This window comes from Oceanobacillus sojae (assembly GCF_900162665.1).
Taxonomy (GTDB): Bacteria; Bacillota; Bacilli; order Bacillales; family Amphibacillaceae; genus Oceanobacillus; species Oceanobacillus sojae_A.
Genome location: NZ_LT727813.1, coordinates 90678 through 104307, shown reverse-complemented (window position 1 = coordinate 104307; position 13630 = coordinate 90678). Strand labels below are relative to the sequence as shown.

Below are 13630 nucleotides of genomic sequence, written 5' to 3'. Positions count from 1 at the left end.
TTTATGATTCAATAAAGATGATATAGATGTATTATAAGATCTAATGCTTAAATCCCTTTTAAACAAGCCCTTCATGATTAATTTCTTGGGGGCTTTATTAAATTAGATTTAGATATAGGAGGAATGTAAATGGAAAATAGTAACAACAAAAAATGTTATGGTTTTGTATGACTCGTTATTAGATGGATTTAGAGCAGGTTATGCAAATGAAAACTGCGAAGATCTGATGGAGGATAGAGCTGAATTTATTCGATCTTTAGCAATAAATGTAGGGAACAACAATGAAATAAAAATCCTATTCATCTAGGGATATTCTTGAAGAATATGATTTTGCTATCGCTGAAGTGACTGAAAGTGGTTATGAAAATATACTGATCAGTAATGAAAAAAGAGTTTCTCTTGATAAAGAGAAATATTCAATGCCTGTAAATAAACTTGTTGAAGTGGAACAAAAAATAAAGGATGTTTTGTCTATATAGCATTTCTTAACAGGGAATAAATTTAAAAATAAGTGAGATACTACTGGGAAGATACCTCCATATAATATGAATGTTTAGAGACCATAAGAAAGTGGGATTCTTATGTTTAATCGAAAAAAATTTAAATTTAATCGAAATAAAGAACGGCAGATTGATGAAGAGGTTTTAAAACCTCTTTATTCTAATTTGGAGAAAAATACAGAAGTGCTACATTTTCTTTATGAAGATTGCTCAGATGTTATTTTCCGTTCATTTGTAATTGCTGATCAGATAAAGGCTCAATTAGTTTACATAAAAGGTATGTCAAATATTGAAGAAATAGACAGTAATGTATTAACACCGCTTATGCAACAAACCGATCAGAAATCTATAAATCCCAGATTATTGATTGAACAGAGAGTATCTGTTGCCGAGATAACAAAGATTGAATCTTTTGACACCTGTGTTGAACAATTATCCGTTGGTAACCCTATTTTATTGCTGGATGGTGACCAACAAGGATATGCATTGGGATTGGCTAAATGGGAGAAGCGTGCCATCGAAGAACCATCTGGTGAGTTGGTAGTTAGAGGGCCTCGTGAAGGTTTTACGGAGAGTGTGGAGGTTAATACCTCTTTGTTGCGAAGAAAGATCAAAAGTCCCCAACTAAAAATGAAAACCTTAAAAGTGGGGAGTTACACACAAACTACAATTATGATAACTTATATTCAAGATTTATCAGATGAAACGCTGATTGAAGAAATCACTCAACGTATTAAACGAATTGACATTGATGGAATATTAGAATCTGGGTACATAGAAGAATTAATTCAAGACAATTCTTACTCTCCGTTTCCACAAGTACTTGTTACAGAGCGACCTGATACAGCAGTTTCTAATTTGCTGGAAGGACGTGTGGTCATTGTTGTGGATGGTACACCCTTTGTTTTGATTGCTCCAACGACATTCTATTCCTTATTTCAATCTGGAGAAGATTATTATCATCATTTCGTGATATCTACGGCAACTCGCTGGTTACGTTTAATATTTTTATTTATTTCTCTCCTGTTACCATCTTTATATGTTGCTGTGATTACCTATCACCAAGAGATGGTTCCGACTAAATTACTGCTTACTATGGTTGATTCACGCGAGGCAATTCCATTTCCTGCGCTAGTGGAAGCTTTACTTATGGAGATTACGTTTGAAGGATTGCGGGAAGCAGGACTTAGACTTCCAAAACAAGTAGGAGCTGCTGTTAGTATTGTAGGAGCATTGGTTATTGGTCAGGCAGCGGTAGCTGCTGGTTTAGTCTCAGATCCCATGGTCATGGTTGTTGCCCTTACTGGTATCGCTTCCTTTACAATTCCGCGTTACAATATTGCTATTCCCTTCAGATTATTACGTTTTCCAATTATGTTACTGGCGGGAACGTTTGGATTTATAGGCATCATGATGGGACTCTTGGCTATTATCATACACCTGAGTACGTTACGTTCCTTCGGTGTGCCTTATCTCTCTCCATTAGCTCCAATGAAAAGAAGAGATATGAAAGATACTTTAATAAGGGCACCTTTATGGAAATTAAATACGCGTCCCCATTTAACGGGAGAATATAATAAATATCGGCAATCTTCTAACCAGAAGCCTTTTCCCGAAAAGGAAAGCGGGGAAGAATGACCTAGAGGTGGTGAAATAAATGATAGAGAAAGGAAAAATATCAGCTTCACAGATGAGCGTGATGATGTATCACGCTATTATAGCAACGGGGATTCTTTTCATTCCCAAAACAGTCTTTGATGCTGCGCAGCAGGATATTTGGATCTCTCCTCTTTGGGCTTTTCCTTTAGGTTTGCTAAGTGTATATATTGCATATAAATTACACAAGCTTTATCCGGACGATACGATTATGCAATACAGCGAACATATTCTTGGTGTCTTTTTTGGTAAGGTAATCGGTTTTATCTTATTGCTGTTACTGTATACTTCAATCAGTGTGATGGTTTGGCAATATGGAGAATTTGTGGTTAGTGAATTCCTCCCCCATACTCCAAAGTATGTGGTAATAGGTATGATGATCCTGTTGTGTGCGTTTGCAGTACATGGAGGACTTGAGGTTATAGGAAGACTGTCTGAAATGGTCTTCCCAGTTTTTTTCTTGCTTTTTTTGGTCATCGTCGTATTACTCCTTCCAGATATAGAGATAAAGCGGATGCTACCAGTGATGGAGAATGGTATAATGCCTTCCGTTAAAGGTTCTTTGGCTTTATACACATGGTTTGCTCAATTTGGAATTATCTATTTTTTCCTTCCATATTTAACAAATCGAGAAAAAGGAATGAAATGGGGAGGCATTTCGGTATTAGCTGTTACGATAACATTAGTGCTTACTAATATCATCGTTATTTTGGTCTTTGGACGTGTAACGGGAAATTTTACTGCCCCACTTATGAGCGCGGCGAGATATATTAGCATAGCCGAATTTTTGTCTCATCTCGAAGCAATTGTTATGGCGATTTGGATTGCAGGGACATTTATCAAAATTTGTGTGTTTTACTATGCTTTAGTGCTGGGTACGGCTCAGTGGTTTAACCTCTCCAACTACCGCTCTCTTGTCCTGCCGACCGGTTTTCTGATTGGGGTGTTTGCGATACAGGCGTTTCTTAATTCCGCAGAGGCATCCGAACATTTTCATGAGGTTTCCCATGGGTTAACAGATACTTTGGTGTATGGACTGATTATCCCCATGTTCCTGCTTTCGATAGCTTACATACGTAAAATGAAGATTTTTAAGCAGAAAGGCAGGGAGAAAAAGTGAAGCGGCTGAAAATAATATGGCTTATCGGTATCTCCTTATTTTTGCTCACGGGTTGTTGGGACCGAAGGGAGACCAATGATCTTTGGGTTGTAACTGGAGTGGGATTGGATCAAACGGAAGATGGAGAAATAGAAGTAACAGTTGAGATACATTCTCCAAACAGTGATGGTGGCGAGGGAATGGGGGGAGAGAGCAGCCAGGTAGGGGGCAATAAAATGATTCATCAAACAGGAAAAGGCATATCGATACCAAAAGCCATTGAGGATCTTGATACACAACTTCCAAGAGAAATTCTATGGAGTCATACGAAAGCGATTGTGATTAATAAAGCTTTAGCCGAGACAGGAATTCGTGAAGAATTAGATTTTTTAATCCGTCATCCTGCCTGAGCCGCGGTTGAGAAGTTACGTATTTATTAGCGAGGGAAGTGCGAAAGATATTATGGCTTTGCTTCCGCCTTTAGAAAGAAGTTCTTCTGAGGTATTAATAGAATTAGCTAAATCAGAAGTGTTAATGAAAGTAACATTATTTGATTTAATGGAAATGTTGAAAGGAGAATCGGACGCTGCCATTCTTCCTATGGTTGATAAATTACCACCTGAAGAGGGGGAACAGCCCTTAGAAACGACTGCGTATATTAATCAATCAGCTATCTTAAAAAACGGTAAAATGGTCGGTTCCATTGATGATCGGTTAACTAGAGGAGTACTATGGTTTAGAGATGAAATAAAAGAAGCTACGGTCACGGTACAACCAGAAAATGCAGACGGTCTTATTTCTATGAATTTAATTAAGGGAACAACAAAGTTGATACCTGAGATAGACGGCAACCAATTGAAAATGACTGTCCAGATTGAAACGATAGATGATGTGATACAGAATAAAACGAATTGGGATTTAAATGAAATCGAAAAACAAAGAGTACTGGAAAAGGAGTTAGCAGAAGCGATTGAAACACGTCTAACAGATACTCTAGAAATAGTGCAGAAAGAGATGAAAGCAGACATTATCGAATTTGGTGAAGAATTTAGACGAAAGCACCCTGAACAATGGAAGGGAATAAAAAAAGACTGGGAGGAAAGATTTCCTTCCGTAGAAGTAACTTTTGATATTGAGGCAAAAATTTTAAGAACAGGGCAAGGAAATGTACCTTGGTAAAAAGAGGTGAAGAACATGAAAGGTGTCTACATTTTTAGTGTAACGGCAGTGGCAGTGTTGATGTTTATTTATCAATGGTCAAAAATAAAATCAACGAAGAAAAAGGAGAAAATGGTGTTTTCTTTCTTAATGATTATAGGTTGGTCGCTAGCTGTGACCTATATTGTTTTTCCGAATATGGATTCACCTGCAAAGATGGTTGACCACGTTCTAACAAGTTTGAGAAATATTTTTCTTGGAATATTCTCATGATATGCAATCAGACATAGCTTCTTTCAATATTCGTACTAGGACATAAATACATTGATTGCTCTTTTATTATTGAAAAAGTAAAATCTTATTATTGTGAAGAATGTCCCTCTCTGTATCATCTTATTTTATTCAAAATGATGTTTTTTTGCTATTTTTTCAGTATTCGTTCCGAACGCCAACTTAAAAGAATTTCAAACAAATAATGCTTACCGCTTGTTCTTAGACTTAAAGCTGACCGATCCAGTTCCTCATCATATTACCATCAGCTGGAATCGTCGAACCCGGTTTAAAGATATGTTTGTCACATAATGATTATAGGAAGTACTCCTCCAGTCTTTTGGGGAGGTATTTCCTTTTAGAGCTGTCAAGCCTTGCCCTACCTGTAAGAGCTAGGATTTATGAAATCCATTTATATATGTTTGCTCTTTAAAAAATGGTGAATTATTTAGAATTCTTCTTTTAAATATTCATTAGTTAGATTATACTTTTTAATCATGTGAAAGGGTAACACAGCATACTTGACAAAGTGGTTAGTTTCCCATTTTTCCAAGTTACGAAATGGTTCATGTATATCTGACTGATGACTGACATGAAAAAGAATGTGACATAATTCACGAAAAAAATGTTCACGTTGTTCTGCTGGACTAATACGAGAATCGACCGCCCAGTGACAATGCAATCGAATGTCCTGTTCCTGCAATGGCTAAGGCACGCCCTTGTAGAGGCAGCATCACCATGCGACATGAATAACCCGCTACTACCCCCCAAAAGCAATCCAATAGTCGTTTCTACAATACAACATAATACCAGGGTAAGGATATAATATAACAAGGGGAAAAGCTGTTAATGTATTGGCAAGAACAAAATGTCTGGCGCCGTTAATAATATTTTTTAGCCCCGCCTCCGTGTTAAAGTAACCAATGGAATAGCTGAACGACAGAACCGATTGCAAAAAGTGTCACAACCTGACCTGACAATGCCTCTGAAATCTCAAGTCCTTAATCGTATGATTACATTCAAATGTTTTCCTTCTCTCAATTTTTATTTTGTTATGACAAGATATTATAATATGTCGATGTGAATTTGTGAAGGAGTAAAAAAATAATGACATTTTTGTATGGTTATTCTGAAAAAGAGCTGGATTCTAATCTGATAACAGAGTTAAGCGGATATTATCCAATAAGAAAGTGTGAAGGACAACATGATTCGTTATTTGTCAAGGCACATGTGTTTCTTGACGAACAAAACAAATGTTATTTATGTTTTGTATCATTAGATGTGATTGGAGTGGATAGCACTTTACGTTATAAAGTAAAAAACAAAATAAAAGAAAATACTTGTGAGGAACATTTTGCATTTGACCTTTTTCTTTTTGCAACACATACACATTCAGGTCCTAGTGGCGTAGTAGATACCAATAAAAAAGAGAAAGCTGGATTGAAAGGGATTTTTGGAGAGTATGAAAATGGCCTAGAGGATGTCCTTTGTTTGATAATAGAGAAAGTAGTGCGATCGGCTAAAAAACAGATGGGAACTTTTCACTACAGTATAAGCCAAACTGAGGTACAGGATATTGCTACAGATCGACATCACCCTTTAAAAACAATAGATCAACTCATGACTGTATTTGAGATGCAAATTGATACTAATCAAACAGCACTAGTTAATTACGCCTGTCATCCTACTGTTTTATCTGCTAGCAATCATTTACTAACAGCAGATTTTCTTTGGGAATTTTACAAAAGAATGTCTCAACGATTTGATCTAATAAGTTTTATAAGTGGGAGTAGTGCAAATGTTAGTACCCGGTTTACTAGAGAAAATCAGAGTTTCCAGCAAGCAAAAATATTTGGTCAATCTCTTCACTCACAATATCTAAGCAAGAGGCAGTATATAAAAAAGAATGAAACTCTTGACCAGCTTTATTTCCTGGAAGGGTCTGTAAGTTTAGAAGTAAAAGATGTAAGTAAAATTTCTAAGGAAAGGGTGCAAGAAGTTTAAAAAGAGTTAACGCAAAAGTCCCGAAAGTCAAAAAGCATAGAAGAAAAAAGGTTAATTGATGTGGAAATTGAAGGGAAGCGTGCCGTGATTAATATGAAAGAGTCTTTAAATACTATTACCTCAATTAAAGTGTCCTATTGGATTGGACTTTGGGATAAACAATTGATCATTATACTGCCTGGAGAAGTCACATCTGGGCTAACTAAGAAGCTAAGAAAAAAATACAACGCTATAATTTTTAGTCTTGGGAATGATTACTTATTTTATTTTGCAGAGAAGGATTTATATAAAACAGAAAAATATGAAGCTCAAAGTAGTTTTTTTAAATGCGGTGAATCAGAGAAATTGATAAAAATAATAGAAAATCATATAAAAACCTTTACATGTAATGACATGTAGTGATAATATGTGTGTAAAATGAAATGGAGGAATAAAGATGACAACTTCTAATAAAGAGATTACACAGTTTTTGGAGTATTTAAGTGAGAAATGGAATAAAGTGATTGAAAATGAAGGTGAGTCGATCAATAGAGCATCGGAATTAATTTTTGAAAGTTGTAAAAATGATGGACGTTTTTATGTGTTTGGCTCTGGTCATTCTCATATGGTAGCAGAAGAGATTTATATCAGAGCAGGTGGACTTGCGTATGTGAAAGGTATCTTACCTCCAGAATTAATGCTGCACCAAATGCCAAATAAAAGTACATATATGGAGCGTTTAGACGGATACGCGCAAAATATATTATCGCTTTATAAGGTTGAGGCTGGAGATACAATCATGGTTGTTTCTAATTCGGGAAGAAATAACATCCCGGTTGAAATGTGCATAGAAGCGAAGAAAATAGGTGCAAGCGTTATAGCGTTAACATCTATAGAACATTCTCAATCCGTGTCTTCTCGTCATAAGTCGGGGAAAAACATTTATGAGATTGCTGATATTACAATTAATAGTCATGCACCTAAGGGAGATGCTGCTTACCGTATAGAAGGAGTGGAAGCGGATTTAGGTCCAACATCTGATTTCACAGGAATAGGGATTGCACAAACTATTATCATTGGAGTAATTTCACGCTTAAAAGACGCTGGGCTAGACATTCCCGTATTTAAGAGCTCTAACTTAGATGGAGCAGATGAATATAATGATAAACTATTTACCCAATACTATGGATATTGGAAATAAATCAAAGAGTGTTTCTCATCTTTTCTAGTGTTATAATAACAGCAGTTTATAACAAATAGAGAGGGTAGTTTGTATGACAAGCAAAGTTCCGAAGTATGAAATAGTAAAAAATTATATTTTGAGCCAGGTTCAAACAGGCATTTACCAGCCTCACCAAATGATCGAATCAGAAGCAGAATTATCTGATCATCTTTCGGTATCAAGAATTACAGTTAGACGTGGAATTGAAGAACTAGTCAATGAAAAAATATTGTCTAAGAAGAAAGGTGTAGGAACTTTCGTTAATCCTTTACCTAAATTTTTTGGATTTAAGGCAGGAATTGGCTTTTCGTCTGAAGTGAAAAGTCGAGGAATGGAACCTTCTACTAAGCTATTAAATTTAGAAAAGGTAAAGGCGAATGAAACACAAGCAAAAGACATGAAAATTCCTGTTGGGGGAGAAATGTGGTTAGTTGAAAGAATTCGATATGCAGACGAAGTAGCTGTTTCGTATGAAATAGAGTACTTTGATGTTCAAATTGTTAAAGAACTAAACACAGAGATTTGTGAAAAATCTATATACGAGTATCTAAGCGAGCAAGGGATAGAATATGAATTTGTAGATCAAAAAATTAGTGCAACATTAGCTAATTCTAGAATGGGTGACTTCTTGAATGTTGAAGAAGGAGCACCACTCATTGATACAAAAATCATTGCTTGTTTAGAGAATGGAAAACCATTCAATATAGGCTATGCACTGTATCAAACTGAAAGTTTTTATTTAATGCATACGGTTTATAAATAAAATGGGTGATGCTCCTTTGGATGCTCTTGTCTTAGATTCTCTGGTGAAAAACAAAAACAATAAGATGAGAGGGCGATAGAAATGAAAGCTTTTTTATTATGTAATGACCGGCAGGAAAAAATGTTTCCATTTGATAAACACTATCAAATAAATAGCCTTCCAATTTTAAATAAGGAAATGATTTTTTGGCAGATTGAAGAATTATTAACGTCGGGTATTTCAGAACAGGATATATATGTATTTCTAAACTACAAAGCAGATCAAACAAGACGTTTGTTAAAAAAGTATAAAAATATCCAATATGTTGAACCTAATATAGGTTTAGATGCCTTTTTAAGAGCAGGTAGTGAACCTTTTGAAGAAGGAGTGATCATCCAAAAGGGCAATTATCTCGTGAAATCCAATGATTTAGCTTCTCTTCTGGAGTCTAAAGAGTTTTCAAGTGTACTAGTAACGAATAAAAAACAAGAAAGCATTGACATGATTGGTGCTCAAGTAAAAAATAATCACGTTGTAAAATTTTTAGCTCATGCGAGAGATCACTATGTGACTTCTGAAGTTTCTGGAGTTTACAAGTTGGATAAAGAGGCTTTAGAATCCATTGCATATACTAATTACGGGTTTAACCAGCGTGTAACAGGTTCAATGATTCCTAACCGATTATTCCTTGAGAATGGTTTGAATGACTATTTGAAAGAAGGAAATAAGATTCAAGCTGTGTTTGCTCAAGAGAAAGTGTATAATTTGCAGTTTCCTTGGGATATTCTAAATGTGAACATTGATTGCCTTAAAGAATACACTCAAGAGATTAAAAAAAATACTCTTGATGACTATTCCTTTATTTCTGAAGAAGCAACAGTAAATGGACATGTTGTGTTAGGGAAAAATTCTTTTATAGGAAAAAATGTTACTATTAACGGTAATGTAGTTGTTGGGAATAACGTAGAAATTGCTACTGGAGCAATTATAAATGGCCCAGCGTTGATAGGAGATCATTCTTACATTAAGGATTATGCTAAAATAGAACCCAATACAGTTATTGGATATGAAAATAGAATTGGACATAATGCTGAAATTGAAGGTGTAACCATGCAAGGTATTTCTGCAATTCATTATAGCGAAATGTACGGAGTGATTGGTCAATATGTGGATATTGCAGCAGCATGTGTTTGCGGAATTTTAAGGTTTGATGATACCCGTCAAACACATAGAATAAACGGAAGAAGTTACTCCGATAAATATTCTAACGCAGTATTTATCGGAGATTATACTCGGACAGGCGTAAACAATGTTTTCTTTCCGGGAGTAAAAGTTGGAAGTGAATGTGCACTTTATCCAGGATTAAACGTTGAAAAAGATGTATCCCATGAAACACTTCTAATAAAAAAAGAAGAGCATATTGAAAAAGAGTGGGGAAATCAAAGATACGGTTGGTAGAAAAGACATTTAAGGCTATACAACATTTGAAAGATTATTAAAAATTGTTAGATCAAAAAGGAGCATTCAAAATTTTTGAGTGTTCCTTTTGTGTAGGTTGTTCTTCTAAACGGTTCGAAGAATATTATTCTGAGTGACACAATTAAATTGTTTGGTAATTTTAATTTTATCTATTGCCTTCAAGCGTACTTTAGGGTTTATACTATGGATGAATTATTACTAAGGAGGTATAATCATGGCAAAATTTAATACATTAGAAGGAAAAGTAGTGGTAGTTGCAGGCGGAGGGAAAAATCTTGGTGCATTAGTAAGTAAAGATTATGCAAATGAAGGATCAAAAGTAGTTGTGCATTATCATAGCTCTTCCTCTGAGGAAGAAGCAAGACAAACCGTTGCGTCGATTGGAGATAACGGCGGGGAAGCTGTATTATTTCAAGGTGATTTAACAAGTGCAACGAAAGTGAAAGAACTGTTCGATTTTGCAGTAAGTCAGTATGGCAATATTGATATTGCTGTTAATACAGTAGGAAAGGTTCTTCGCAAACCAATTGTAGAAACGTCTGAAGAAGAATATGATAGTATGCAAAAGATTAACGCAAAATCTGCCTACTTTTTTATCAAAGAAGCAGCCAAGCATATGAATGACAATGGGAAAATCATTACTATCGTCACAGCATTGTTAGCCGCCTATACGGATGGATACTCTACTTATGCGGGCGAAAAGGCATCCGTTGAGCATTATACACGAGCTGCCTCGGCAGAATTAATGAGCCGAGGAATTTCAGTAAATAACATTGCTCCTGGTCCAATGGATACACCTTTCTTTTATCCTGAAGAAACGGATGAAAGAGTAGCATTTCATAAGTCTCAAGCTCTTCATAATCAATTAACTCAAATTGAAGATATTGCTCCGTTAGTTAAATTTTTAACAACGGACGGATGGTGGATTAATGGTCAAACAATATTCGCCAATGGAGGGTATACAACGCGCTAATTAAAAAGGAGAGGATCTACATGTTTTGCTTTTTTGCTGAATATGCTCCATTGACGACTATCTCTATACTGACTTCTAATGGGGACGTGAAAGCGAGTAGAAAAGTTTTCGTTTCTAAAGAAACTTTCGTTAATGATTTGACAGAAAAAATGGTTGAACTGTCACATGAACAAGGTCTTTACCATAATGATGTATTCGCGATTGGTGTTGTAGTAGACGCTGAAGAAATGCTTGGACGAGAGTCACAGGAACAGCTTCAAAAAGATTTGGAAGCTTCATTTGGTTTCCCTTCCGTTGTTGACTCGGATAAAGACTTTGTTCAAAAAAAGCTATTGCAGAACGCAAAATGAATCTTATAAAACCCCTCTCAAAAGTCTAAATCTGAGAGGGGTTTTCAACTGAGATTTCACCATCCAGCATCTTCATTTTCTTAGTTAGTTTTTCCAATGCCATATCAATATCTTGTTTTTGTTTTTGCAATTTTTTCTGATGATCACGAAAGATTCGTGTTCTTTCTTCTAATGTGTTATCTCCCTTCATATGAAGTTGTGCCACATGCCTTAATGTTTCTATAGACATTCCTGTTGCACGCATACAACCTATTAATTCCAGCCAGAATAAATCTTCCTCTTTAAACATCCTGTAACCATTTTCATCACGCTTAATAAATGGCAAAAGCCCTTCATTGTCATAATATCGAATTGTTGATACCGGAACTTCTACTTTTTCAGAAGCCTTTTTGATTGTCAGCATATTTTTTAAGCTCCTTGTTCTTCATTTTTCTCTTGTACGTAATTTCGGGGAGGGGGGTGATAAAGAGTAATGGTGTGACAAAGTTCAGTCATTCGTTTCCCGAAAACACAACTTCACTGGTACTATTTCAAATGGAAAATATTATTTGAGATTTTGAGTGGTATTGCCGTTTCTTATTAAATTTCCTCCAGTAATTGTATGATGCATCTGTTTATTTTATGTCAATATGTAATATCCCTTATTCAAAAAACTGGTTCAATTGTTAGATAAAGAACGATGATTATAGTTTGAGCTTACTTAAACTAAGTGTATCATATGCTTCTGTATTGAAGCTAGGTCAATATTTTGGATACAAAGCACAAATAAGTTAAGTTTATATATATTCTTTGAATTTGATTGATATAAACTGGTAGAACTTAACATGGATCCTCTACGGGCATGATTTTCTGGACAGGAAACCAGTGATTTTAAAACCGTGTTGGCACGTCATAAGAGGTTAATTCAACAGCACGAGTATATAAATTTTCCTTTTCTTGGGGTATTTTATCCCCAACATTATCGTGAATTCTATTGCGATTATAATGTTATAATCCTCAACCTATAATAAAAAATCAATAAACGCTTCTTAAAATCAGATATTAAAAATATTTTCACGCAGGTACAACTTTGTAATTAACTTTGTTAAGTATTTGGTCTTATTTTGACTATAAGAGTTATTTATAATGCAGATAGGGCATAATACAAAGCATTATATTATGTTTTTAGGTGGTGTTATGTGTTGAATCAAAGAATTATAGCTTTGCTAAATCAATTAATTCATTCAGATGATTACTTGGCTGTAAATGAACTTGCAGATAGATTTAATGTATCTCGGAGCACGATTTATAATGATATAGCTAGATATGAATGAATTATTCCGAATTGAAGAAGATGAGGAATAGACAAAAATATTGAAACAGCACGTATTCTGAATAATTTAGAGTACGTGCTATTAGTAATTTTATTAGAATTTAGTTTTATCCACTAAAGTTTCACAGTTTGATCATAAAAATTTCTTTTTTTCTAATCAATTCAGAAATGCAATATGCTATACTGTTGTTATAAAATGTTATATTTTGATTAAAGGTGTGATAGTTTGTTGAAATCAAAAAGACAAGAGCAAATATATCAAATGATTCAGGAAGAAGGTCATGTGAAAATTCGAGATTTAAGCGAAAAATTTGAAGTATCGGAAATGACCATTCATCGTGATTTAAAGTTACTAATGGAACAGGGTTTGGTTAAAAAAATCTTTGGCGGTGTTCAATTACAGGAGGTTTCTAATAAGATACAACAAAAGCAATGTACATACTGTCATAAACCAATAAGTAATGAGGGCAAACTTACCTATCAACTTATCCTTTCCGCCAATCGAATTGAAAGAACCTGTTGTGCTCATTGTGGTATTTTGAGGCATAAACAATTGGGAGAAGTTGTCTTGCAGGCTTTGTGTCATGATTTTATGACAAATACCACAATAAGCGCCACAACTGCCTGGTTTGTGATGGATACCTCACTCCAAATGGGATGTTGTGAGCCTCAAGTGTTGACTTTTGGAAATAAAGATCATGCAGAAAAATTTGTAAAGGGGTTTGATGGAACCGTACTTCGTTTTGAAGAAGCTGCTGAAAGAGTGACAGAAGCAATGCAGGCCGGCTGTTGTTCCAAACAAAAGTAAAGAAGATAAGCAAGAGATATGGAATTGTATAAAAATCATGATTAATTTAGTAAATGATATTTTCAGAGGCACTCTAAG

Annotated in this window: 15 protein-coding genes and 1 pseudogene; 15 read left to right on the top strand and 1 reads right to left on the bottom strand. The window is 35.1% G+C overall.

The window, feature by feature from the left end:
• The first annotated feature begins 581 nt into the window (after positions 1 to 581).
• The 13 genes and pseudogenes from BN1068_RS17795 (at position 582) to BN1068_RS17735 (ending at position 11432) form a co-directional block, all read left to right on the top strand.
• Positions 582 to 2138 carry a spore germination protein gene (locus BN1068_RS17795; protein ID WP_077604209.1) on the top strand — a complete coding sequence of 519 codons (1557 nt, stop codon included), beginning with the start codon at positions 582 to 584 and terminating at the stop codon, positions 2136 to 2138.
• Positions 2139 to 2157: 19 nt separating this feature from the next.
• The gene (locus BN1068_RS17790) at positions 2158 to 3276 is read left to right on the top strand and encodes a GerAB/ArcD/ProY family transporter (RefSeq protein WP_077604208.1); all 1119 of its coding nucleotides are present in this window, start codon (positions 2158 to 2160) and stop codon (positions 3274 to 3276) included.
• Complete coding sequence (locus tag BN1068_RS17785) at positions 3273 to 3665, top strand: Ger(x)C family spore germination protein (protein WP_077604207.1); 393 nt, start codon at positions 3273 to 3275, stop codon at positions 3663 to 3665. Before BN1068_RS17790 ends, BN1068_RS17785 begins: the two co-directional genes overlap by 4 nt.
• Positions 3666 to 3672: 7 nt before the next feature.
• Complete coding sequence (locus BN1068_RS17780) at positions 3673 to 4434, top strand: Ger(x)C family spore germination protein (RefSeq protein WP_175637195.1); 762 nt, start codon at positions 3673 to 3675, stop codon at positions 4432 to 4434.
• Between the two features lie 15 nt (positions 4435 to 4449).
• Positions 4450 to 4686: a hypothetical protein gene (locus BN1068_RS17775; protein ID WP_077604205.1), complete on the top strand. Its 237-nt coding sequence runs from the start codon at positions 4450 to 4452 to the stop codon at positions 4684 to 4686.
• A gap of 44 nt (positions 4687 to 4730) precedes the next feature.
• A pseudogene (locus tag BN1068_RS17770) lies at positions 4731 to 4980 on the top strand (transposase); the annotation flags it as partial.
• A gap of 810 nt (positions 4981 to 5790) precedes the next feature.
• Positions 5791 to 6687 carry a neutral/alkaline non-lysosomal ceramidase N-terminal domain-containing protein gene (locus tag BN1068_RS17765; protein ID WP_077604204.1) on the top strand — a complete coding sequence of 299 codons (897 nt, stop codon included), beginning with the start codon at positions 5791 to 5793 and terminating at the stop codon, positions 6685 to 6687.
• 60 nt (positions 6688 to 6747) lie between these two features.
• The gene (locus BN1068_RS17760) at positions 6748 to 7086 is read left to right on the top strand and encodes a hypothetical protein (RefSeq protein ID WP_077604203.1); all 339 of its coding nucleotides are present in this window, start codon (positions 6748 to 6750) and stop codon (positions 7084 to 7086) included.
• Between the two features lie 37 nt (positions 7087 to 7123).
• A complete protein-coding gene (locus tag BN1068_RS17755; RefSeq protein ID WP_077604202.1) occupies positions 7124 to 7867 on the top strand; it encodes an SIS domain-containing protein in 744 nt (247 codons plus the stop codon).
• 73 nt (positions 7868 to 7940) lie between these two features.
• The gene (locus BN1068_RS17750; RefSeq protein ID WP_077604201.1) at positions 7941 to 8651 is read left to right on the top strand and encodes a GntR family transcriptional regulator; all 711 of its coding nucleotides are present in this window, start codon (positions 7941 to 7943) and stop codon (positions 8649 to 8651) included.
• 81 nt (positions 8652 to 8732) lie between these two features.
• Positions 8733 to 10088 carry a glycosyltransferase gene (locus tag BN1068_RS17745; protein WP_077604200.1) on the top strand — a complete coding sequence of 452 codons (1356 nt, stop codon included), beginning with the start codon at positions 8733 to 8735 and terminating at the stop codon, positions 10086 to 10088.
• 235 nt (positions 10089 to 10323) lie between these two features.
• Positions 10324 to 11082 (top strand): SDR family oxidoreductase, encoded by a 759-nt coding sequence (locus BN1068_RS17740; protein ID WP_077604199.1) that lies wholly within the window; start codon positions 10324 to 10326, stop codon positions 11080 to 11082.
• Between the two features lie 20 nt (positions 11083 to 11102).
• Positions 11103 to 11432, top strand: a complete 330-nt coding sequence (locus BN1068_RS17735; protein WP_077604198.1) for an ROK family protein — start codon at positions 11103 to 11105, stop codon at positions 11430 to 11432.
• Positions 11433 to 11457: 25 nt separating this feature from the next.
• Here BN1068_RS17735 and BN1068_RS17730 read toward each other — a convergent pair whose 3' ends face one another.
• Positions 11458 to 11835, bottom strand: a complete 378-nt coding sequence (locus BN1068_RS17730; protein WP_077604197.1) for a MerR family transcriptional regulator — start codon at positions 11833 to 11835, stop codon at positions 11458 to 11460.
• 775 nt (positions 11836 to 12610) lie between these two features.
• On the opposite strand from BN1068_RS17730, the gene BN1068_RS24355 reads away from it, so the two are divergent.
• On the top strand, positions 12611 to 12745 hold the full coding sequence (locus BN1068_RS24355; protein ID WP_077604196.1) for a helix-turn-helix domain-containing protein: 135 nt from the start codon (positions 12611 to 12613) through the stop codon (positions 12743 to 12745).
• Between the two features lie 228 nt (positions 12746 to 12973).
• The gene (locus tag BN1068_RS17720; RefSeq protein WP_139344882.1) at positions 12974 to 13552 is read left to right on the top strand and encodes a DeoR family transcriptional regulator; all 579 of its coding nucleotides are present in this window, start codon (positions 12974 to 12976) and stop codon (positions 13550 to 13552) included.
• The last annotated feature ends 78 nt before the right edge of the window (positions 13553 to 13630 follow it).

Bases quoted from the DNA above. Each gene is read 5' to 3' on its own strand.
- BN1068_RS17750 (WP_077604201.1), top strand. From the start codon at position 7,941: ATGACAAGCAAAGTTCCGAAGTATGAAATAGTAAAAAATTATATTTTG.
- BN1068_RS17735 (WP_077604198.1), top strand. From the start codon at position 11,103: ATGTTTTGCTTTTTTGCTGAATATGCTCCATTGACGACTATCTCTATA.
- BN1068_RS17745 (WP_077604200.1), top strand. From the start codon at position 8,733: ATGAAAGCTTTTTTATTATGTAATGACCGGCAGGAAAAAATGTTTCCA.
- BN1068_RS17730 (WP_077604197.1), bottom strand. From the start codon at position 11,835: ATGCTGACAATCAAAAAGGCTTCTGAAAAAGTAGAAGTTCCGGTATCA.
- BN1068_RS17740 (WP_077604199.1), top strand. From the start codon at position 10,324: ATGGCAAAATTTAATACATTAGAAGGAAAAGTAGTGGTAGTTGCAGGC.
- BN1068_RS17775 (WP_077604205.1), top strand. From the start codon at position 4,450: ATGAAAGGTGTCTACATTTTTAGTGTAACGGCAGTGGCAGTGTTGATG.
- BN1068_RS17790 (WP_077604208.1), top strand. From the start codon at position 2,158: ATGATAGAGAAAGGAAAAATATCAGCTTCACAGATGAGCGTGATGATG.
- BN1068_RS17755 (WP_077604202.1), top strand. From the start codon at position 7,124: ATGACAACTTCTAATAAAGAGATTACACAGTTTTTGGAGTATTTAAGT.
- BN1068_RS17765 (WP_077604204.1), top strand. From the start codon at position 5,791: ATGACATTTTTGTATGGTTATTCTGAAAAAGAGCTGGATTCTAATCTG.
- BN1068_RS17795 (WP_077604209.1), top strand. From the start codon at position 582: ATGTTTAATCGAAAAAAATTTAAATTTAATCGAAATAAAGAACGGCAG.